This is a genomic window from Terrabacter sp. Root181 (assembly GCF_001428505.1).
Classification (GTDB): Bacteria; Actinomycetota; Actinomycetes; order Actinomycetales; family Dermatophilaceae; genus Terrabacter.
In genome coordinates this window covers 986,454-1,005,684 of record NZ_LMHU01000001.1, presented here as the reverse complement: position 1 = coordinate 1,005,684, position 19,231 = coordinate 986,454, and the positions used below count along the sequence as shown (strand labels likewise).

The window sequence follows — 19,231 nt, the reverse complement described above, 5'->3', positions numbered from 1 at the left end:
GGGACGTGGCTAGGCGTTGACGGACGGGGTCGGGCCGGCGCGGCGGTGCGCACCCGGCGGGTCCGGTGCACCCGGCGTGGCCGAAGCGTCCGGCTCGGCCGGCGTGGCCGCCGCAGCCGCCGCGTCGGGCGGGAGGGCGGCATACGTCGTCGGTCGAGAGGGCGCGATCGCGGCGGAGGCGTTCGCGGCGGGCAGCTCGATGGTGAACGTCGACCCGCGGCCGGGCTCGGACCACACCGACACGTTGCCGCCGTGGTTGTCGGCGACGTGCTTGACGATGGCCAGGCCGAGCCCGGTGCCGCCGGTGGCACGCGACCGGGCCGTGTCGACGCGGTAGAAGCGCTCGAAGATGCGCTGCTGCTCGTCGGGGGCGATGCCGAGGCCCTGGTCGGTGACGGAGACGTCGATGACACCCGCACGACCTCGACGCACCATGACCCCGACCCGGGTGCCCGTGTCGGAGTAGGCGATGGCGTTGCCGACGAGGTTGCTGATCGCGGTGGTCACGAGCTCGGCGTCCCCCCAGACCTCGCAGCCCTCGTCGATGGCCGTGACGAGCTCGATGCGGTGCTCCTCGGCTATGAGGCGACTGCGGTCGGCGGCATCTCCGGCGCACGCCCCGACGTCGATGAGGGTCGGGTCCTTGATGACGTCGGCGCCCTGCAGGCGGGACAGCTCGACGATCTCCTTGACCAGCCGGGTCAGCCGGTCCGACTCGACGCTGATCCGCTTGGCGAAGCGCGCCACGGCCTCGGGGTCGTCGTGCGCGTCGAGGACGGCCTCGGCGAGCAGCGAGATGCCGCCGACCGGGGTCTTGAGCTCGTGGCTGACGTTCGCGAGGAAGTCGCGACGGATCTCCTCGACGCGCGCCGCCTTGGAGCGGTCCTCGACGAGGAGGAGGACGTGGTCGGCGCCGAGCGGTGCCACGCGGGCCGCGACGACGAGCCGGCCGTCCCCGATGCCCTTCTGCAGGGCCAGCTCGGCCTCGCGGATGACGCCGTCGCGGCGCACCGCGCGGGCGAGGTGGAGCAGTTCCGGGTGGACGAGCTCCTGGCCGCGCACGAGGCCCTGGGCCACCGCGGCAGGGCTGTTGTTGACGACCCGGTCGGACGAGTCGACGAGGATGCCGCTCGAGCGCAGCACCGCGATCACCTCACCGACACCGGGGGGCAGCGGCGGGTCGGGTGGCGGGGGCATCTCGGCGGCGGTCGAGCGGTCCGACAGGCGCACGGCGACCATCGCCAGGCCGCCAAGGGCGAGGCCGGCGATTCCACCGAGCGTTGCCGCGGTCGTCGGGTCCACGACACTCAGCGTACGCATCACCGCGGGAGGGTCGGACCACGCGCGACACGCTCGTGCTGAGCGCGAACCCACTGTTCACCTTGGCGTCCCCACCCATTCACGAAGCCCTGCCAACCTCTGCACCAGCGGGGGACGTGCCACCCCGTTCGTATGCCGTCCCGCGCGTCGCGAGTGGCAGGCTGGTTCCCGAGGTGGCGCCCGCCCCAGCACGACCCACCGCTGGCACGACCACGCACGACCACGCACGACGACACGCACGACCACGCACGACCGGCAACTGACAGGAAGACCATGCGCGACCAGTTCCACGAGGACCTCGACACGATCTCGGACCAGCTCGTCGAAATGACGCGCCTCGCGGGGTCGGCCATCTCCCGGGCCACGACCGCACTGCTCGACGCCGACGTCCACCTCGCCGAGTCGGTCATCGAGGCAGACCGCAAGCTCGACGACATCCGCGTCGAGCTCGACGAGCTGTCGATCGACCTCCTCGCCCGCCAGCAGCCGGTGGCCACCGACCTGCGCATCGTCGTGACGGCGATGCACATGAGCTCCGACCTCGAGCGGATGGGCGACCTCGCCCGTCACGTCGCCAAGGTGGCCCGCCTGCGCACGCCCGACTCGGCAGTGCCACCGGAGCTGCGCTCGCACATCCTGCAGATGGGCCAGGTCGCCGAGTCGATCGTCGCCAAGTGCGGGTCGATCATCGCGAGCAAGGACGTCGCTGCGGCCATCGCCCTCGAGAAGGACGACGACGCGATGGACGACCTCCACCGCGAACTCTTCGCCGCCCTGCTCGACGAGAACACGTCGTGGTCGCGCAGCGCGATCCTCGACCTGACGCTCGTCGGCCGCTACTACGAGCGCTTCGCCGACCACGCGGTGTCGGTGGCACGCCGCGTCATCTACCTCGTCACCGGTGAGTACGACTCCGAGGTGAGCTACGACCACGAGGACGCCGAGGACGCCGACGTGCTCGAGGCCATCGAGCACGACTCCTGACCCTCACCTTCTGCAACCTCGAAAAGGCCACGAACCGGGCTCCGGTTCGTGGCCTTTCGACGGTTCGACGGTCGGGGCCGTCAGCGGCCCTGGTTGGCGACGGCCTCGGCGGCGGCGCGGGCGGCCTCGGGGTCGAGGTAGCGCCCACCCCGGGTCACGGGGCGGAACGACTCGTCGAGCTCGTAGACGAGCGGCATGCCGGTGGGGATGTTGAGGCCGGCGATGTCGTCGTCGGAGATGCCGTCGAGGGTCTTGACGAGGGCCCGCAGCGAGTTGCCGTGCGCGGCGACCATGACGGTCAGGCCGTCGGCGAGGTCGTTCTGGATCTCGCTCTCCCAGTAGGGCATCAGCCGTGTCACGACGTCCTTGAGGCACTCCGTGGCGGGCATGGCCGCGCCGAGGCCGGCGTATCGGGCGTCTCCGTGCTGCGAGAACTCGTCGTCCTCGGCGATGGGCGGCGGCGGCACGTCGTAGGAGCGGCGCCACTCCATGAACCTCTCCTCGCCGAACTCCTCGAGGGTCTGCTTCTTGTTCTTGCCCTGGAGCGCGCCGTAGTGACGTTCGTTGAGGCGCCAGTCGCGCTTGACGGGGATCCAGTGGCGGTCCGCCGCGTCGAGCGAGAGGTTCGCGGTCGTGATGGCACGGCGCAGCAGCGAGGTGTGCACGATGTCCGGCAGGATGCCGGCGTCCTTGAGCTGCTCGCCGGCGCGCACGCCCTCGGCGCGGCCCTGGTCGGTGAGGTCGACGTCGACCCAGCCGGTGAAGAGGTTCTTGGCGTTCCAGTCGCTTTCGCCGTGACGGACGAGGACGAGCGTGTAGGTCATGCGGGCCAGCCTAGCGACGGCCGATCAGGGCTCCGACCTGTCGTCCAGCAGGTGACGGAAGGCGTCGAGGTTGCGGGTGGACTCCCCTCGCGAGACCCGCCAGGCCCACTCCTTGCGCATCGAGCCGAGGAAGCCGAGCGCGAGCAGCTCGTTGAAGACGTCGTCGCTCGCGGACAGGACGATCCCGAAGAGCTGGTCCAGGTGCTCGGGCTCGACCGCGACGGTCGGCACCTCACCGCGGAGGTAGACGTCGCCGTCGGTGTCGACGGCGTAGGCGACGCCCTGCAGCCGCAGGTTCTTGCGCAGCAGCGTGCGGTAGAACGCCTCGTGGTTCTCGTCCGGGTTGCGGATGACGAAGGCGCTGACGCTCGTCGTCCGGTCGCGCACGAGGACCGACACGACGGTCTTGAGCTTCTTCTCCCCGGGCAGGGTGACGACGTACTCCCCCGGGCGTCCGCCGAGCTCCCAGTCGAGACCGACCGAGCCGAGGTATGCCGTGAGGCGGGCCTCCGCGGCCGCGGCCGGGTTGTCGTCTGCGGGGTTGTCGTCTGCGGGGTTGTCGGTGGGCTCGGCGCTCACGGGATCACCGCCGTCGGGACGCCGACGAGACTCTGACCCTCGTCGATGGGCGACTCGTTGCCGCCGTCGGCCCGCTCGCGGATCGCCTGCCGGTAGACCTCGAGGAGCCGGTCGGTGGTCGCGCCCCAGCCGAACTGGGCGGCGTGTGCGACCGCTGCGGAGCCCAGCGCGAGGCGGCGGTCGTCGTCGCGCAGCAGGGACTCGACGGCGTCGGTCCAGTCGGGGGTCGCGTGGCCGTCGACCAGGAAACCCGCGTCACCAACGGCGGTCGGGAGTCCGCCGACGTGGGCGGCGACGACCGGGGTCCCACAGGCCTGGGCCTCGATGGCCACGAGGCCGAAGGACTCGGAGTGGCTCGGGACGAGGACGAGGTCGGCGGCGCGGTACCACTGCGCGAGCACCTGACGGTCGACGGGTGGCACGAAGCGGACGACGTCGTCGATGCCGAGGGTGCGGGCGAGCTCCTCGAGCTCGTGCGGCCGGGTGAGGCCGCTTCCACTGGGTCCGCCGAGCACGGCGACGGTGAGGCGCCTGCGGCGTGACGGGTCCCGGTGCAGCAGCTCGCCCGCGACGCGGAGCAGCACGTCGGGCGCCTTGAGCGGCTGGATGCGCCCGACGAAGAGGAGCAGCTCACCCTCGACCGGCAGGCCCAGGGCCCGGTGCGCCGCACCCCGGTCGCCGGGGGTGAAGGTCGACAGGTCGACCCCGGGTGGGACGACGGACACCTTGGCCGGCGGGGCCGCATAGAGCTCGATGAGCTCACGGGCCTCGTCGTCGGTGTTGGCGATGAGGCGGTCGGCCGCCTCGACGACCTGGACCTCACCGATCTCGCGGCCGCGCGGCTCGGGTGGGTCGCCCTCGGCAAGGTGGAGGTTCTTGACGCGCGCCATGGTGTGCATCGTGTGCACGAGCGCGACCCGCCAGCGGTCGGCGGCGAGCCAGCCGACCTGGCCCGAGAGCCAGTAGTGCGAGTGGACGAGGTCGTAGTGGTCCTCGGGGACCGAGAGCCCGGCCTGCATGATGCCGGCGGAGAAGGCGCACAGCTGGCCCGGCAGGTCCTCCTTGGCGAGACCCTCGTAGGGACCGGCGGTCACGTGCCGCACCCGGACGCCCGGCACGAGGTCGGCCTCGACCGGCGTCGCGCCGGTGGTGCGTCGGGTGAAGATGTCGACCTCGATGCCCCTCGCGGCGAGCTCCTTCGCGGTCTCGGCGACGTAGACGTTGAGACCTCCGGCGTCGCCGGTGCCCGGCTGCTCCAGGGGCGAGGTGTGGACGCTGATCATCGCCACACGTCTCGGATCGGCCGCCATCGGCATCCCTTCGTCCTGCTCGCTGCTCGTCGACATGCTCTTCCTCGACTCAACCACACGCACGATTCGATGTATTCCGCGGTCGCCCGTGACCGGGGAACACGTCGAACCGCGGTCGTGGGGCGCTGACTAGGCTGCGGAGGTGCCTCCACGTCAACGCCCCGTCGGCACGGTGACGCGCGGGACGACGAACCCGAACCGGCTGCGGCGCTGCGACCGGTGGATCGCCGGACCGCAGGCGTGGCGACTGCGACGGAGCCCGACGCCCCCGGTCGTGGTCGACCTCGGCTACGGCGCCTCCCCCATCACCGCGGTCGAGCTGCACGACCGACTCCAGCGCGTGCGGGCGGACGTCCGGGTCGTCGGCATCGAGATCGAGCCCGCCCGGGTCGCCGCGGCGAAGCCGCTCGAGCGTGACGGGCTGTCCTTCCGCGTCGGGGGCTTCGAGGTGCCCCTCGACGACGGCGCCCGCCCCACCGTCGTGCGTGCCTTCAACGTGCTGCGGCAGTACGCCGAGGACGAGGTGCCGGCCGCCTGGGCCTTGGTCCGGGAACGTCTCGCCCCGGACGGGCTGCTCGTGGACGGGACGTGCGACGAGATCGGGCGCCGTGCGTCGTGGGTCGCGGTCGACGCGACCGGTCCCGTCAGCCTGACCATCTCGGTGCGGATGGGCGGCCTCGACCGTCCCTCCGACGTCGCCGAGCGCCTGCCCAAGTCGCTCATCCACCGCAACGTGCCGGGCGAACCGGTCCATGCGTTCCTCGCCGACCTCGACCGCGCCTGGGCCCGCAGCGCCCCCCAGTCCTCCTGGGGTGCGCGCCAGCGCTTCCTCGCCGCCGTGGCCGAGGTACGCGAGAGGTGGCCGTTGCTCGACGGTCCCGCACGCTGGCGGCTCGGCGAGCTCACCGTCGACTGGGCGGCGGTGGCGCCGCTCCCCCGCTGAGCTGCCCATCCCGATCAGCCGCTCAGGGTTTGGGCCGCCTTGTCCCGCTCTGTTCCCCCACTCGGCACTCACAGGTAGCGCCGCCGTCGACGAGCTCGACGGCGGCGTAGCATCGGCACCATGTCGCACGGCGGCACGGCCGCGTGGGGGCGAGGCCATGCGGTGAGTTTCTACACGCTCGACAGTGAGGGTTTCGGCGCCGTCGCGCGATTCGTCGCGGACGGGTGGGACCAGGACGAGTGTGTCGTCGTCGTGGCCACGGCAGCCCACCGGGCCGCCGTGGAGGCGCTCCTGCTCGAGCTCGGGCACGACCCCGCCGCGCGGGTGGCGGCCGGACGCTACCTGACCCTCGACGCCGAGCAGACCTTGTCCGAGCTCTTCGTCGACGGCCACCTGGACCCCGACCTGTTCATGCGGCGGGTCGGCGAGGTCGTCAGCGAGGCCTCCGGCGCCGGCCGCCCGATCCGGGGGTTCGGCGAGATGGTCGCCGTGCTCTGGCAGCGCGGGCAGATCGAGGAGGCCATCGACCTCGAGCTGCTCTGGAACGAGCTGCTGCGCGAGTACGACTTCTCGCTGCTCTGCGCCTACCCCACGGGCGCCTTCGACCACGCCGAGCTCGTCGACGTGCGGCGGGTGTGCGACCTGCACACCGACCTGATGCCGGTGGGCGCAGCGACCTCGACCGACGGGTCCCGGCTGGCTGCCGGCCACGCCTGCTCCCGGGTCTACCTGCCGACGGCCGAGTCGGTGCCCGCGGCGCGGCACTTCGTCGTCGACGTGCTGCGGGCGTGGGACCACGACACGCTCACGACCGATGCCGCCCTCATCGTCTCCGAGCTCGCGACCAACGCCCTGACCCACGCCGCCTCCCCGTTCCGTGTCGTCGTCGACCGGCGTCGGGGCGATCTGCGCATCGGCGTCGAGGACGCGGCCGTCACCCCGCTCAGGCGGCGACCGGCCGCGGTGGACGACGTCAGCGGGCGCGGCGTCGACATCGTCGCGGCCCTGTCGGAGCGGTGGGGCTACAGCCCGGTCCCCGGCGGCAAGGTGGTGTGGGCGGAGCTGACGCTCGACCCGGGCCGGTCACGCGCCGGCTGAGTCGGCCGGCGCCTCGCTCGCCGGTGCCGACCAGCCCCGGGACGCACGTATGCCGCCGGGCGGGCCGGCGGCATACGTGCGGTCGTGCGTGGTCGTGGTGCGTGCGCGCTCAGCGGACGTAGTCGTCCTCGAGGCGCTCGATGTCGGACTCGTCGAAGTGGCCGAAGCCGACCTCGAGGAGACGACCCGGGTGCTCCCCGGAGTTGCCCATGCGGTGGATCGAGTTGCGCGGGACCCAGACCGTCTCGCCGGGCTGGGCGCTCCAGGTGCGGTCACCCACCGTGACGTCGATCGGCACGTCGAGGATCTGCCACATCTCACCGCGGTGGTCGTGACGCTGGAGGGAGAGCCGGTGGCCGGGCTGCACCGTGATGATCTTGACGGTGACCTGCTCGTTGGAGACGAACTGCTGGAACTCGCCCCACGGCCGCTCGGCGACGAAGATGTCCTCGGTCGGGTTGCGGTTGCCCAGGTCGTACTCGTCCGCGGTGTGACGCGGAGACGAGAAGTTCTGGTGCTGGTGGGCGTCGAGCTCGTGGTCGACGACGGCAGCAGCAGGCTGCTGGTCGGACATGGTTCTCCTATCGGTTGTGAGTGCACCAGTGTGCCGTACGCGGCGGGCCCGGTGTCCCGGGCGGACGCGTGAGGGTCACCACCCGGTGTTGGAGCGGCCTCCGAGACCCCTGACCTGCCGCAGCGCCGGACGCACGTCGGCGAGGTAGACCGCGGCCCCGAGGAACGCGGCCAGACCCAGCAGGCCGATCGGGTTGAAGACCGAGACGGACCCGAGGACCAGGGCCACGCCCGTGATCACGAGCCAGAAGCGCTTGGTGCGCTTGCTCGCGGCGACGTAGGCGTTCTCCGGGTGGCGCAGGGCGTCGACGAAGGCGAAGATCTCGCAACCCAGGGCCACCACTCCGATGACGAGGGTGACGAGGCTCTGGTAGCCGGCATAGAGCTGCATGGATGCAGCGTAACCCGGCGACGTGGGCCCGACCTCTCCCAGCCGGCTCCCAGACTTCTGCCGTCGGGCCGGCCGCGAACGTTCTGGTCAGACGTCCACGACGAGCGTGAAGGGACCGTCGTTGACCAGCGACACCTGCATCATGGCGCCGAAACGGCCCTGCTCGACCTCGATCCCCCGAGCGCGCAGCGCGGCCACGAGGTCGGCGACGATCGGCTCCGCCACCGGCCCCGGTGCGGCCGCACTCCACGACGGGCGGCGGCCCTTGCGGGTGTCGGCGTGGAGCGTGAACTGGCTGACGACGAGGACGGGGGCCCCGGCATCGGTGAGGCTCTCCTCGTCGCGCAGGATCCGCAGCTCGGCGATCTTGCGGGCCATCCGCTCGACCTGCTCGGGACCGTCGTCGTGGGTGACGCCGACGAGCGCCAGCAGTCCGGGGCGGTCGATGGCGCCCACGACCTCGCCGTCCACCTCGACCCTCGCGCTCGTGACGCGCTGGAGCACCGCCCTCACGTCGACCTCACCGTCGTCCCGGCCGCGTCGGCCACCTCGGCCACCTCGGCCGGCTCAGACGCCGACGGCGACGACGGACCCCACGGGCTGGCCGTGGCCGAGCACGGGCTGGTGCTCGAGCACCGCGAGGACGTCCTCGCTGCCGACCCCGATGCGCCGCAGGACGGCGGCCAGCAGGACGCTGCGGGCGCGCGACGTGCCGTCGGCGACCTTGACCGCGATGCCGCGGCCGTCGGGCAGACCCACCGCGTAGACGGCCTCGGCGCCGTCCTTGGCGACCAGGCCGTCGACACCCCGGATCAGGGCGGTGACGTCGCGGTGCGTGCCGCCGAGGTACTCCGGGAAGTCCCGGATGGCCCTGGTGATCTTGGCCTCCGGCCCCTCGGTCGCCGCTGCGAGACGGCCGAACGAGCGGGCGAGGGCGCGTAGGGGCACCGCGTGGATCGGCGCACCGCAGCCGTCGACGGCGACGGCGCTCGGCTCGGCGCCCGTGAGCTCGCGGACGGTCTCGGCCACGGCCACCTGGAGCGGGTGCGCGGGGTCGCGGTAGGTCGCGAGGTCCCACCCGTTGACGACACACGTCGCGAGCATCGAGGCGTGCTTGCCCGAGCAGTTCTGCGCGATCGACTGCCGCGGTCGCCCGCTCGCGATCCACCCGATGCGGGCGGACTCGTCGTAGGGGTAGTCGGGGGTGTTCTGGAGGTCGGCCTCGGTCAGGCCGGCGCCGGCGAGGATCTCGCGCGCACCCTCGACGTGGAAGTCCTCGCCCGAGTGGCTGGCACACGCGAGCGACAGCAGGTGGCCGTCGGTCGCGAGGCCGCTGCGCACCATCGCGAGCGCCTGGAGGGGCTTGCTCGAGCTGCGGGGGAAGACTGCGCCGCTCGAGTCGCCGATCTCCAGCTCGACCGAGCCGTCGGGAGGCGTGACGACGGCCGTCCCGTGGTGCACCGACTCGACGAACCCGTCCCGCACGACGTGCGCGACGATCGGGGCGTCGGCGAGCGCCGCGCTGACGGAGTTTGTGGACGGCGGGGCAAGGTGAACGGACACGTCCCGCAGTATGCCGGAGCGACGCAGCAGGGCCGCCACCCGGTGGGGGTGGCGGCCCTGTCGTACGGACGGGCGCCCGGGGGGCGCCGGCTCGACGAGTCAGTCCGTCGAGGTGCCGGTCGTGCTCGTGGCCGTCGAGGCCTTCTTGGCGGTCTTCTTCTTGGCCGGCGTGGCCTTCTTCGTCGCGGTCTTGGCCGCGCCCGTGGTCGCGGCCGCCGTCTTGGTGGCCGTCTTCCTGGCCGCCTTCTTGGCCGGCGCGACCTTGCGGGCCACCGTGGCCTGCGGGTCGTCGGTCGTGGCAGAGCTGCGAGCGGCGACCTTGCGGGTCGTCGTGGCCTCGACCTCGTTGGCCTTGCGCGTGGCCGCGGCCTTCTGGGCCGCCGACTTGCGGATCGCCGTCTGGTGGGCGGCGGTGCGCTTGGCCGGGACCGGTGCGGCGGCCGACTCGACGGCCTCGACCGAGGAGGAGACCTGCGAGCCGAGCGTGGAGGCGTCCTTGACGACGACACCCTTGAGGCTCTTGGCGACCTTCTCGCCCTCGCTCACAGCAGCACCGGCGACGCGACGACCACGGGTCACCGTGGCGGTGCCGCGCTCGGCGAGGTCGTAGGCCGTGCGCTCACCGTGGGCGCGGAGGTCGGTCACGACCTTCTCGCCACGGGCCGCGGCGGCGTCGTACTGGTCCTTGGCGTTGCTCGCGATGACGAGACCCTCGTTGAGGACGCGGGCCGGGAGGTCCTGGGCCCGGGTGACGAAGCGCTCGGCATACGTCGTCGCCAGCTTCTGCAGCTCGGTCGTGCGGCCCTGGAGGTCGACGATGCGCTTCTGGAGGTCCTTCTGCATCTGGTCGGCCTCCTTCTTGGCGCCCTTGCGCAGGTCGACACCCTTGGCCTGCTTGCGCGCGACCTCGAGCTGCTCGCCGGCCGTGCGGACCGTGTCGATCGCGATGTTGGCGGCGCCGACGACGGCGTAGAACGGCGTCGGGTCGACCTGGACATCGGGCATACGGTCCTCGACCTGGACCAGCTGGCCGCGCACGTCGGCGACGGCGGCCTCGGCCTGCTTCTGGGCGTCCTTGACAGCCTTGGTGATCTTCTTGCTGAGTGCCATCTCAGTTCTCCTTCTCGTTGAGCTCGGGGGTCGCGGCAGCGGACGTGCTGCGCGACGGGCGCCGGCGCGGTGCTGCCGCCGGGGTACGCGGTGTGCGCGGGGTGCGCGGTGGCCGCGGCGTGGTCTCGGGTGTCGTCTCGTCCTCACCGACGAACGACAGGTAGATGTCGACGAGCACCGCGCGCTGCCGGTCGGTCAGGACCGGGTCGAGCGCGACCGCGGAGAGGACGTCGGGCACGGCGGCAGGGTCGCCGTCGGCGACCCGCTCGTCGAGGATGCCGGCCCGGACGTAGAGCGACTCGGCCGAGACCTGCAGCCCCTTGGCGATCTGCTGCAGGATCTCGGCGCTCGGGCGCTTGAGCCCGCGCTCGATCTGCGACAGGTAGGGATTGGAGACCCCGGCCATCTCGGCGAGCTGCCGCAGCGACAGCTGGGCGCTCTCGCGCTGCTCGCGCAAGTAGGCCCCGAGGTCGGGTAGCGGAAGCTTGCTCATGCCTCCATTGTGCTAACTACAGCAAGCAGAATGCAAACTCTGGACAGCGTGAGACGCCCCACACCGGCTCCCGGCACGCACGAGTGCCCTCCCGACCCGATGGGTCGAGAGGGCACTCTTCCCCGCGCAGGAGCGTGTCAGCGGGTGCGACGGTCCTTGATCGACAGGGCCTCTCGCGCCTCGGTCGTCGTCATCGGCGGGCGCTGCATGACCGTGGCGATCTCGGCGGCCCGGGCCACGAGCTCGCTGTTGTGCGCGACGGGACGACCCTTGGCGTACATGAGGTTGTCCTCCATGCCGACGCGGAGGTGCCCGCCGCCCGAGAGGGCCGCGGCGACGATCGGCAGGTGCGCGCGGCCGATGCCGGTGGCCGACCAGCTCGTCACCTCGGGCGGGAGCATCGCGACGCCGGCGAGCAGCGCCTGCGGCGTGCCCGGCATCGAGCCCGGCACCCCGGTGACGAAGTCGACGTGGACCTTGCCGCCGTAGGGCAGTCCGCACTCGTCGATGAGCCGGCGCAGCGCGTGCACGTGACCGAGCTCGAAGAGCTCGAACTCCGGCACGACCTCCCGCTCCTGGGCCTGCCGGTAGAGGTCGACCATGAAGCCCCACGGGTTGAGGAACACGCCGTCGCCGAAGTTGGTCGTGCCGCACGTCAGCGAGCACGAGTCGGGGTCGGCGTCGAGGACGGTGAGGCGCTTCTCGAGGGGGTCGGTGATGGAGCCGCCGGTCGAGAGCTGGACGACGAGGTCGGTGGCCTCGCGCACGCCGTCGACGGCCTCCTTCAGGAAGCCCGGCTCGAGCGTCGGCTGGTGCTCGCGGTCGCGCACGTGGATGTGGATCAACGCGGCGCCCGCGCGCTCACAGGCGACGGCGGTCTCGACGAGCTCATCCGGTGTCGTGGGCAGGGCCGCGACGTCCGACTTGGCGGTCTCGGCGCCCGTGGGCGCGACGGTGATCAGGGTGCTCGCTGCGGTGCGTGCGGTGCTCATGCCGCACATCCTGCCAGCGGCTGCAGCCGCGTCGGTCAGGGGGCGACGATCGTCGTCTGCGCGGCCGAGAGGTCGTCGACGAGCAGCTCGAGGGTCGGGTCGGTGTTGCGCTTGATGACCGCGAGGGCGATGGGTCCGTCGACGTGGTGGCGCCCGACCGAGGTGACGCGCCCGATGACGCGGTCGCCCGCCCGGACCTCGCTCCCCTGCGCCGGCAGGACGTGACCCGAGCCGTCGAGGTGGAGGAAGACGAGCCGGCGCGGAGGGCGACCGAGGTTGTGGACGCGGGCCACCGTCTCCTGGCCGCGGTAGCAGCCCTTGTGCAGGTGCACCGCGGTGCGCAGCCAGTCGAGCTCGTGGACGATGGTGCGGTGGTCGGTCTCGAGGCCGAGACGCGGACGCCAGGCAGCGATCCGGAGGGCCTCGGCGGCCCACAGACCGGCTAGAGGCCGATCCCCCACGGCCGCAACGAGATCCGATCGCGGGACGATGACCTCTCGCCAGGACCGCTCGGTGCCGGGGTGGTCGTCGACCGGGCCGTATGCCGTCGTGTCGCCGACGAGGTCGGGCCACGGGTCGCGCCAGGCGAGGGGCTCGCCCTCGACGGACTCGCTGTCGTGCGGCTCGCCGAGCACGGCCCAGTCGTCGGTGACGAGCGAGACCTCGACGCGCAGCATGAAGCGCATCCGGTCGAGCCACTCGACGAGGGCCGGGCCGGCACCGGGCTCGGTCGTGATCCATGTCGTCTCGCCGTCGTCGACGACGTGCAGGGAGTGCTCGACGTGGCCCTTGGGGCTGAGGATGAGGGCCTCGCGCGACTGGCGCGGCTCCAGGCCGAGGAGGTGCTGGGTGGTCAGCGAGTGCAGCCAGCTGAGCCGGTCGGGGCCCGTGACGGTGACGACGTCGCGGTGCGAGAGGTCGACGACCGCGAGGCCCTCCTCCAGGAGGCGCTGCTCGCGCATCGGGTCGCCGTGGTGGAGGGCGACGCCGGCCTCGAGCCCCTCGCCCGCCACGGCGCCGGGGCGCGACAGCAGCGGACTCGTCGTCGCCGGTCGGGTGGGCAGCTCCACGTCGCTCATGCTGGTTGGAACGCTCACGGCACACGCCTCATTCCGTTGGTCACTCGACGCGCTTGAGGGTGGCCGACACGTGGCTCTGGAGCTCCTGGCCGACGGCGGCCATGTCCATGACCCAGAGGAGGTTGGACTCGACGAGGCCGTACATCCGCGTCGCGGCGTTGTACTCCTTCGCCCCGGGGGCGCGCAGGACGCCGTCGGTCTTGAGCTGGATCTTGGCCGGCTCGATCTTGCCGTAGTAGAGCTCGAGAATGCCGGTGGGGTGCGCGAGGAGCAGCTCGACCTCACCGTTCTCGAGCGGGCGCCAGAAGCCGGACTCGACGGCCGCGGGGCGCACCTTCGCGCCGTTCTCGGAGTCCAGGATCCAGGCGCGGCTCTCCCACTTGAGGAAGCCTCGCCCGTCGTGGGTGACCTCGACCTCCTGGCCGAAGTGCGCCGACTCGATCGTCGGGTAGCCGACGACGCCGGCGCCCTCCCAGCGTCCGATGAGCCAGGCGAGGGGTCGCAGCGGCTCGGGGATGTCCTGGTCGAGGTTGAACATGCGCCCGATCGTAGCCTGATCCCATGGACTCCCCCGCACGCTCGCTCGTCGTCAAGGTCACCGCCGGCACCGAGGCGCCGGAGCGCCTCTCGCAGGCCTTCACGGTCGCCGCCACGGCCGTCGCGAGCGGCGTCGACGTCTCGCTCTGGCTCACCGGCGAGTCGACGTGGATGGCCGTCCCCGGGCGGGCGGAGGAGTTCGAGCTGCCGTATGCCGCCCCGCTCGTCTCGCTGCGTGACGCGGTGATCGAGGGTGGCCGGCTCACCGTCTGCACGCAGTGTGCGGCCCGGCGCGACCTGACGCAGGACCAGCTGGTCGACGGTGCGGTGATCAAGGGCGCGGCCGTCTTCGTCGAGGAGGTCATGGCCCCGGGTGCGCAGGCCCTCGTCTACTGACCCGAGTTTCTGGCCTCTCGACGGTGGGAGGCGGCGGAACGTGGCCTCTCGACGGTTGGGGAGGTGGGGAGTCAGGTGAGGACGGAGAAGAGGTGCACGACGGCACCGACGACGAGCACCGACCCGGCCCCCGCGCCGACCTGTCCCCGGACCGTCAGCATGGCCGGCTGCAGCGCGAGCACCCGGCGGAACGACCACGACACCGTGCCGACGGCAGCACCGATCCCGAGTGCCTCGAGCGCGCCGACCTGCGTGCCGCGGGTCGCGACGACGACAGCGGCGAGCACCGCGGCCGCGAGGGCCACGAACCCGAGGAACGGCGAGGCGCCCCGGACGCCGGCGAGCAGGTCGGTGACGACGGCCGCCCCGACCGCTGCCATGGCGACGACGGCGACCGCCCGGCCCTTGTCGCTGTTGGCCGCGACGACCGCCGTCGTGCCGGAGGCGATGACGACGAGGCCGCCGAACGACGAGAGCAGCGTCAGGACGAGCCCCTCGCGGCCGGTGCGCCGGACGAGCTGGCCGGAGAAGGCGAGCAGGATGCCGAACGCGACTGCTGCCGGGACCCAGAGCAGGTCCTGGCGCAGCGCACTGAGCACGATCGCCACGGACGCGACGGCGAGCACGACGGTCGTCGCCGTCGGGGTCCAGGACCCGGTGAGCAGAGGCCATCCCCAGGCCACCGCGAGAGCGAGCGCGAGGGTCACGCCCAGCGTGGCGGCATACCCGGTCCCCTGTGCGACGAGGAGCACCACCGCGGCGACGAGGGTCGCTGCGATGCTGACCCACCGGATGCGGTCGGCACCCGCGGGCGACAGCGGTAGGCGGAGCGACCCGGCGGCCACGGAGGCGTCGGGACCGGGCTCGCGGAGGGTCGCGTCGTCCTCAGGCACGGGGGCCATTGTGCATCACCCGCCGGCGAAGGGCGGCAGCACCTCGACGGTCCCGCCGTCGACGACGGGTGCGTCGCGACCGACCTTGCGGCCGTCGAGCAGGAAGGTCGCGACCCGCGCGACCCGCGCGAGGTCGGGGTGGGCGGCGACGGCCGCGTCGACGACCTCCCCGACGGTCGCGCCGGTCCGCGTCTCGCTGTCGGTCCCGGCCGCGGCGCGCGCCGCGGCCCAGTAGCGCACCGTGACCGTCGCGGCGGAGGTGGTGGCAACCGGGGTCGCGGGAACCGCCGCAGCGACCGGTTCGGTCGTGCGCGGCTCGGGTCCACTCGGGGCCATCTCACTCCGTCTCATCGTTGATGCGGTCTCGTCCGCTGGTGACCAGTCTCGCCTATCCTGCATGAGATGGCCCGACTGCTGCTGCTCACCAACGCGCTGGCTCCCAGCGCCGAGGTGCTGCCTGCCCTCGGGCTGCTCAGCCACACGGTGCGGATCCTGCCCGCCGAGGCCACGGCCCTCGTCGACTCACCCGACTGCGACGTCGTCATCATCGATGCGCGACGGGAGCTGGCGAGCGCACGCTCCCTCTGCAGGGTGCTGCGCACGACCGGGATCGGCACCCCCCTGCTGGCCGTCCTCACCGAGGGCGGCCTTGCTGGTCTCACGGCCGAGTGGGGCCTCGACGACGTGCTGCTCGACTCCGCCGGCCCCGCCGAGGTCGACGCGCGCCTGCGCCTCGCCATGACGAAGGGCCAGGACGACGACGCCGACCTCGACCTGCCGATCACCTCGGGCGAGCTCGTCATCGACGAGGCCTCCTACTCCGCGAAGTTCCGTGGCAGCCCGCTCGACCTGACCTACAAGGAGTTCGAGCTCATCAAGTACCTCGCGCAGCACCCGGGGCGCGTCTTCACCCGCGCCCAGCTGCTCCAGGAGGTCTGGGGCTACGACTACTACGGCGGCACGCGCACCGTCGACGTGCACGTGCGTCGCCTCCGCGCCAAGCTCGGGCCCGACCACGAGGCCCTCATCGGCACGGTCCGCAACGTGGGCTACCGTCTCGTGCCCGACCGGGCCGAGGCCCAGCCGGCCGACGCCTGACCCACTCGCCCGAGCCACGCCACACAGAGGTATGCCGTCCGGCTCGGTGAGCTGGACGGCATACCTCGTGGTGGTGCCGGGTCGGTCCTCGGTCAGCTGCCGGAGATCCGGGTCAGCGGACCCGGCGTGTAGCCGGTGGGGTTGAAGGACGTGAGGTAGTTGGCGAACGCGTCGATGTCGAGACCGCCGTAGTAGACGTTGGTGCCCTTCGTGAAGGTCGGGAAGCCGTCGCCACCGCCCTGCAGGAAGTTGTTCGTCACGATGCGGTAGGACTGGCTGTCGACGAGGGGGCTGCCGTTCAGCGTCACGGCACCGAGGGTCGTGCCGGAGTAGCTGTAGGAGAAGCCCTTCGAGACCTGGAGGATCTTCTTGTTGGAGCCGGCGTTGCTGCCGGTCCACTGCTGCCCCAGGATCGCCTTGATCTGCTCACCGGTCAGCGTCATCGACACGAGGTAGTTGTTGAACGGCTGGACCGTGAACGCCTCGTCGTAGGTGACGTCACCGGGCGCCTCGCCGTACGGGGAGGTGGCGTAGGTGAGGTCCGCACGGATGCCGCCCGGGTTCATGAAGGCGATGACCGGCTTGTCGCCGCCGGTGACGACCGACGGGTCGGCGAGCTGGGCGTCGGCGATGAGGTCGCCGAGCTGCGACTCACCGCCTGCGTTGGCACCGGCGCCGCCCTTGAGGACGTCCTGCGTGATGTGGCCGATCACCTTTGAGGCGATGGGGCGGACGAGCTCCTTGTACTGGTTGATGAGCGCCGTCTGCGCGGGGTCCTTCGTGTCGCGCGTGACGATCATGTTCGTGCCCTCGACCGAGCTCCGCACGATGTCCTGGGTGCGCCTGTCGAACTGGAGGTTGGTCTCGGTGAAGAGCCGGCCGAACGACGACGCCGAGGTCACGAGCCGGTCGTTGTCGGCCGGATCCTTGACGTCACACACGTAGGGCTGGTGGGTGTGACCCGAGACGATCATGTCGATCTCGGGGTCGAGGCCCGCTGCGATCGGCAGGATCGCCGAGTCGCTCTTCAGGCTGCCGCCGCCCTGGCACGTGTAGTCATAGGTCGGGTTGGCCTGGTAGGTCTTCTGGTCGACGGGGCTCGTCCACGGCTCAGAGCTCGGGGTCCCGCCCTGGTGGATCAGCACGACGATGGCCTTGACGCCCTGCGCGCGAAGCACCGGCACGAGCGCGTTGGCGGTCTTCACCTCGTCGGTGAACTCCAGCCCGGCCACGCCGGAGGCGGTGACGATGTTGGGCGTGTCCTTGAGGGTCATGCCGATGAAGCCGATCTTGGCGCCGTTGACGTTCTTGATCGAGTAGGCGGGCAGGATCGTGTTGCCGCTGGCCTTCTCGATGACGTTCGCGGCGAGGATGTCGAAGCTCGCACCGGGGAAGGAGCCGGTCGGGCAGGAGTTCTGGTTGTTCTGGCCGTCGCCGTCGTCGATGCAGCCGCCGTGGGCGAGGCGCTGGATCTCCCTGTAACCCTCGTCGAACTCGTGGTTGCCGACGGAGGTGACGTTGAGGCCGAGCTTGTTCATCGCGAGGATCGTGGGCTCGTCGTGGAAGGCCGCGGACAGCAGCGGCGAGGCGCCCACGATGTCACCCGCGGCGACGGTGAGCGTGTTGCGGTGGCCCTGGCGGGCCTCGGCGAGGTGGGACGCGAGGTACTCGACACCGCCGGCGTCGACCGTGACGTCCACGGGCTCGGCCTTGTTGAGGTCCTTGTCGACGTCGTTGGCGTCCGGCGCGTGGCCGACGACGATGCGCCCGCTCGACCCGGACGGCGCCTCGAGGTTGCCGTGGAAGTCGTTGAACGACAGGAGCTGGATGTCGACCAGCGGGCCTTGCGGGTCGCTCTTCTGGTTGCCGTTGTCGGCAACGGCAGGCGCTGCGAGCGCGGCCGCAGCGCAGAGTCCGGCGACGGCGACTCCGGCGAAGCGGCGGGTGGAACGGGACATGTCTTTCCCCTTGGTCATCGGTGGTGTCGGAGCTCGTGGCATCCACTGCGGAGGCTAGCCGTGGCTGAGTGCCAAATGGGTGTTGTCCGGTAAAAGAGTGGTGACGGTCGCGAGTCCGTGTGCCCCCTGTGGTGGAATCGCCGTATGCCGCCGACCCTCGCCGTGCGCGACGAGCAGCACCCGCTGACCACCCAGGAGGCCACGGCCGTCCTCACCCTTGCGGAGGAGGTCACCCGGCGCGACGGCTCTCCCCCGCTGTCGGAGCAGTTCCGGCTGTCGACCGCCTCGCGCGACGTCGACGGCGTCGATCACGTCCTCGCGCTCGACGAGGCGGGCGGGGTCGTCGGTTACGCCCAGTGGCGCGTCGGGCCCGACGGCGAGCCCCCGTCGGCCGAGCTCGTCGTCGCACCGGACGTGAGGCGGCGCGGCATCGGCCGCTCCCTCGCAGCCGCGCTGCCCGGTGACGTGCGGCTGTGGAGCCACGGCTCCGGGGCGAGCGCGTCCGCGGCCGCCTCCTTCGCCGCCGCCCTCGGGCTCGTGCCCGTGCGTTCGCTCCACGTCATGGGCCGCTCGCTCCGCGACGGGCCCGCCTGGCCGCCCGCGTCCCTCGACCCGACGTATGCCGTCCGCTCCTTCGAGCCCGGACGTGACGAGGACACGTGGCTGGAGCTCAACGCCGCAGCGTTCGCACACCACCCCGAGCAGGGGTCGCTGCGGCGGGCCGACCTCGACCAGCGGATGGCGGAGCCGTGGTGGGACCCGGCAGGCCTCATCCTCGTCGTCGAGGCCGCCGACCCGGACGTGCTCGCCGCCTCGCACTGGACGAAGGTCGACCCGCCGGGCGGTGAGGTGGGCGAGGTCTACGTCGTGGCGGTCGCACCCGACCGGCAGGGGCAGGGCCTGGGGCGCGCGGTCACGGTGCTGGGCCTCGACCACCTGCGCTCGCTCGGCCTCGACCGCGTCGTGCTGTACGTCGACGAGGACAACGTCGCGGCCGTGCGCACCTACGCCGCCCTCGGCTTCGAGGACGTCGAGGTGCACCGGCAGTTCGCCCGGTCCTCGCCCGCTGTCGGCTGAGACGAGTTCACCC

Annotated in this window: 22 protein-coding genes; 6 read left to right on the top strand and 16 right to left on the bottom strand. The window is 71.9% G+C overall.

The window, feature by feature from the left end:
• Positions 1-9: 9 nt before the first annotated feature.
• Positions 10-1,302, bottom strand: a complete 1,293-nt coding sequence (locus ASD90_RS04700) for a cell wall metabolism sensor histidine kinase WalK (protein WP_235506386.1) — start codon at positions 1,300-1,302, stop codon at positions 10-12.
• 291 nt (positions 1,303-1,593) lie between these two features.
• On the opposite strand from ASD90_RS04700, the gene phoU reads away from it, so the two are divergent.
• Positions 1,594-2,304: a phosphate signaling complex protein PhoU gene (gene phoU / locus ASD90_RS04695; RefSeq protein ID WP_056752254.1), complete on the top strand. Its 711-nt coding sequence runs from the start codon at positions 1,594-1,596 to the stop codon at positions 2,302-2,304.
• 80 nt (positions 2,305-2,384) lie between these two features.
• On the opposite strand, the gene ASD90_RS04690 is transcribed toward phoU, so the two are convergent.
• From ASD90_RS04690 to mshA, 3 genes are read right to left on the bottom strand one after another with little or no spacing between them, the layout of a single operon-like run.
• Positions 2,385-3,128: a phosphoglyceromutase gene (locus tag ASD90_RS04690; protein ID WP_200958532.1), complete on the bottom strand. Its 744-nt coding sequence runs from the start codon at positions 3,126-3,128 to the stop codon at positions 2,385-2,387.
• A 24-nt stretch (positions 3,129-3,152) separates the two neighbouring features.
• Positions 3,153-3,707, bottom strand: a complete 555-nt coding sequence (locus ASD90_RS04685; RefSeq protein WP_056752248.1) for a YbjN domain-containing protein — start codon at positions 3,705-3,707, stop codon at positions 3,153-3,155.
• On the bottom strand, positions 3,704-5,053 hold the full coding sequence (gene mshA / locus ASD90_RS04680) for a D-inositol-3-phosphate glycosyltransferase (protein WP_235506385.1): 1,350 nt from the start codon (positions 5,051-5,053) through the stop codon (positions 3,704-3,706). Before mshA ends, ASD90_RS04685 begins: the two co-directional genes overlap by 4 nt.
• Before the next feature lie 106 nt (positions 5,054-5,159).
• On the opposite strand from mshA, the gene ASD90_RS04675 reads away from it, so the two are divergent.
• Both ASD90_RS04675 and ASD90_RS04670 read left to right on the top strand, forming a co-directional pair.
• A complete protein-coding gene (locus ASD90_RS04675; RefSeq protein WP_056752244.1) occupies positions 5,160-5,960 on the top strand; it encodes a hypothetical protein in 801 nt (266 codons plus the stop codon).
• 162 nt (positions 5,961-6,122) lie between these two features.
• Positions 6,123-7,058, top strand: coding sequence for an MEDS domain-containing protein (locus ASD90_RS04670; RefSeq protein ID WP_162260171.1), 936 nt, complete (start codon positions 6,123-6,125; stop codon positions 7,056-7,058).
• A 109-nt stretch (positions 7,059-7,167) separates the two neighbouring features.
• Here ASD90_RS04670 and ASD90_RS04665 read toward each other — a convergent pair whose 3' ends face one another.
• The 9 genes from ASD90_RS04665 to ASD90_RS04625 all read right to left on the bottom strand — a co-directional run bounded on the left by ASD90_RS04665 (position 7,168) and on the right by ASD90_RS04625 (position 13,797).
• Positions 7,168-7,632: a phosphomannose isomerase type II C-terminal cupin domain gene (locus tag ASD90_RS04665; RefSeq protein WP_056752238.1), complete on the bottom strand. Its 465-nt coding sequence runs from the start codon at positions 7,630-7,632 to the stop codon at positions 7,168-7,170.
• A gap of 75 nt (positions 7,633-7,707) precedes the next feature.
• Positions 7,708-8,022 (bottom strand): DUF2516 family protein, encoded by a 315-nt coding sequence (locus ASD90_RS04660; protein WP_056752235.1) that lies wholly within the window; start codon positions 8,020-8,022, stop codon positions 7,708-7,710.
• A gap of 87 nt (positions 8,023-8,109) precedes the next feature.
• Positions 8,110-8,535: a D-aminoacyl-tRNA deacylase gene (dtd, locus tag ASD90_RS04655; RefSeq protein WP_056752232.1), complete on the bottom strand. Its 426-nt coding sequence runs from the start codon at positions 8,533-8,535 to the stop codon at positions 8,110-8,112.
• A gap of 54 nt (positions 8,536-8,589) precedes the next feature.
• The gene (locus ASD90_RS04650) at positions 8,590-9,585 is read right to left on the bottom strand and encodes an asparaginase (RefSeq protein ID WP_056754435.1); all 996 of its coding nucleotides are present in this window, start codon (positions 9,583-9,585) and stop codon (positions 8,590-8,592) included.
• A 99-nt stretch (positions 9,586-9,684) separates the two neighbouring features.
• Positions 9,685-10,695 (bottom strand): hypothetical protein, encoded by a 1,011-nt coding sequence (locus tag ASD90_RS04645; protein WP_056752227.1) that lies wholly within the window; start codon positions 10,693-10,695, stop codon positions 9,685-9,687.
• Between the two features lies 1 nt (position 10,696).
• Complete coding sequence (locus ASD90_RS04640) at positions 10,697-11,188, bottom strand: helix-turn-helix domain-containing protein (protein ID WP_056752224.1); 492 nt, start codon at positions 11,186-11,188, stop codon at positions 10,697-10,699.
• 137 nt (positions 11,189-11,325) lie between these two features.
• Positions 11,326-12,180, bottom strand: coding sequence for a 3-keto-5-aminohexanoate cleavage protein (locus ASD90_RS04635; protein ID WP_056752221.1), 855 nt, complete (start codon positions 12,178-12,180; stop codon positions 11,326-11,328).
• Positions 12,181-12,215: 35 nt separating this feature from the next.
• Positions 12,216-13,259 carry a folate-binding protein YgfZ gene (locus tag ASD90_RS04630; RefSeq protein WP_056752217.1) on the bottom strand — a complete coding sequence of 348 codons (1,044 nt, stop codon included), beginning with the start codon at positions 13,257-13,259 and terminating at the stop codon, positions 12,216-12,218.
• 40 nt (positions 13,260-13,299) lie between these two features.
• Positions 13,300-13,797 carry an FABP family protein gene (locus tag ASD90_RS04625; RefSeq protein WP_030199640.1) on the bottom strand — a complete coding sequence of 166 codons (498 nt, stop codon included), beginning with the start codon at positions 13,795-13,797 and terminating at the stop codon, positions 13,300-13,302.
• Between the two features lie 23 nt (positions 13,798-13,820).
• Here ASD90_RS04625 and ASD90_RS04620 point away from each other — a divergent pair, with 23 nt between their 5' ends.
• Complete coding sequence (locus ASD90_RS04620) at positions 13,821-14,192, top strand: DsrE family protein (RefSeq protein ID WP_056752214.1); 372 nt, start codon at positions 13,821-13,823, stop codon at positions 14,190-14,192.
• Positions 14,193-14,263: 71 nt separating this feature from the next.
• Here the strand turns inward: ASD90_RS04620 and ASD90_RS04615 are convergent, their stop codons facing one another.
• Both ASD90_RS04615 and ASD90_RS04610 read right to left on the bottom strand, forming a co-directional pair.
• Positions 14,264-15,094, bottom strand: coding sequence for a hypothetical protein (locus ASD90_RS04615; RefSeq protein WP_056752211.1), 831 nt, complete (start codon positions 15,092-15,094; stop codon positions 14,264-14,266).
• Between the two features lie 6 nt (positions 15,095-15,100).
• Positions 15,101-15,421 (bottom strand): MoaD/ThiS family protein, encoded by a 321-nt coding sequence (locus tag ASD90_RS04610; RefSeq protein ID WP_082588478.1) that lies wholly within the window; start codon positions 15,419-15,421, stop codon positions 15,101-15,103.
• A gap of 66 nt (positions 15,422-15,487) precedes the next feature.
• Here ASD90_RS04610 and ASD90_RS04605 point away from each other — a divergent pair, with 66 nt between their 5' ends.
• Positions 15,488-16,183: a response regulator transcription factor gene (locus ASD90_RS04605; protein ID WP_056752208.1), complete on the top strand. Its 696-nt coding sequence runs from the start codon at positions 15,488-15,490 to the stop codon at positions 16,181-16,183.
• A 92-nt stretch (positions 16,184-16,275) separates the two neighbouring features.
• Here the strand turns inward: ASD90_RS04605 and ASD90_RS04600 are convergent, their stop codons facing one another.
• On the bottom strand, positions 16,276-18,141 hold the full coding sequence (locus ASD90_RS04600; protein ID WP_056752206.1) for a bifunctional UDP-sugar hydrolase/5'-nucleotidase: 1,866 nt from the start codon (positions 18,139-18,141) through the stop codon (positions 16,276-16,278).
• A gap of 144 nt (positions 18,142-18,285) precedes the next feature.
• Here ASD90_RS04600 and mshD point away from each other — a divergent pair, with 144 nt between their 5' ends.
• Positions 18,286-19,218 (top strand): mycothiol synthase, encoded by a 933-nt coding sequence (gene mshD, locus ASD90_RS04595; RefSeq protein WP_056752204.1) that lies wholly within the window; start codon positions 18,286-18,288, stop codon positions 19,216-19,218.
• Positions 19,219-19,231: the final 13 nt, after the last annotated feature.

Excerpts from the sequence above, each read along its gene's own strand:
- phoU (WP_056752254.1), top strand. The coding sequence starts at position 1,594 with ATGCGCGACCAGTTCCACGAGGACCTCGACACGATCTCGGACCAGCTC.
- ASD90_RS04690 (WP_200958532.1), bottom strand. The coding sequence starts at position 3,128 with ATGACCTACACGCTCGTCCTCGTCCGTCACGGCGAAAGCGACTGGAAC.
- mshA (WP_235506385.1), bottom strand. The coding sequence starts at position 5,053 with ATGTCGACGAGCAGCGAGCAGGACGAAGGGATGCCGATGGCGGCCGAT.
- ASD90_RS04665 (WP_056752238.1), bottom strand. The coding sequence starts at position 7,632 with ATGTCCGACCAGCAGCCTGCTGCTGCCGTCGTCGACCACGAGCTCGAC.
- ASD90_RS04660 (WP_056752235.1), bottom strand. The coding sequence starts at position 8,022 with ATGCAGCTCTATGCCGGCTACCAGAGCCTCGTCACCCTCGTCATCGGA.
- ASD90_RS04645 (WP_056752227.1), bottom strand. The coding sequence starts at position 10,695 with ATGGCACTCAGCAAGAAGATCACCAAGGCTGTCAAGGACGCCCAGAAG.
- ASD90_RS04640 (WP_056752224.1), bottom strand. The coding sequence starts at position 11,188 with ATGAGCAAGCTTCCGCTACCCGACCTCGGGGCCTACTTGCGCGAGCAG.
- ASD90_RS04635 (WP_056752221.1), bottom strand. The coding sequence starts at position 12,180 with ATGAGCACCGCACGCACCGCAGCGAGCACCCTGATCACCGTCGCGCCC.
- ASD90_RS04630 (WP_056752217.1), bottom strand. The coding sequence starts at position 13,259 with ATGAGCGACGTGGAGCTGCCCACCCGACCGGCGACGACGAGTCCGCTG.
- ASD90_RS04625 (WP_030199640.1), bottom strand. The coding sequence starts at position 13,797 with ATGTTCAACCTCGACCAGGACATCCCCGAGCCGCTGCGACCCCTCGCC.
- ASD90_RS04620 (WP_056752214.1), top strand. The coding sequence starts at position 13,821 with ATGGACTCCCCCGCACGCTCGCTCGTCGTCAAGGTCACCGCCGGCACC.
- ASD90_RS04615 (WP_056752211.1), bottom strand. The coding sequence starts at position 15,094 with ATGGCCCCCGTGCCTGAGGACGACGCGACCCTCCGCGAGCCCGGTCCC.
- ASD90_RS04610 (WP_082588478.1), bottom strand. The coding sequence starts at position 15,421 with ATGGCCCCGAGTGGACCCGAGCCGCGCACGACCGAACCGGTCGCTGCG.
- ASD90_RS04605 (WP_056752208.1), top strand. The coding sequence starts at position 15,488 with ATGGCCCGACTGCTGCTGCTCACCAACGCGCTGGCTCCCAGCGCCGAG.
- ASD90_RS04600 (WP_056752206.1), bottom strand. The coding sequence starts at position 18,141 with ATGTCCCGTTCCACCCGCCGCTTCGCCGGAGTCGCCGTCGCCGGACTC.
- mshD (WP_056752204.1), top strand. The coding sequence starts at position 18,286 with ATGCCGCCGACCCTCGCCGTGCGCGACGAGCAGCACCCGCTGACCACC.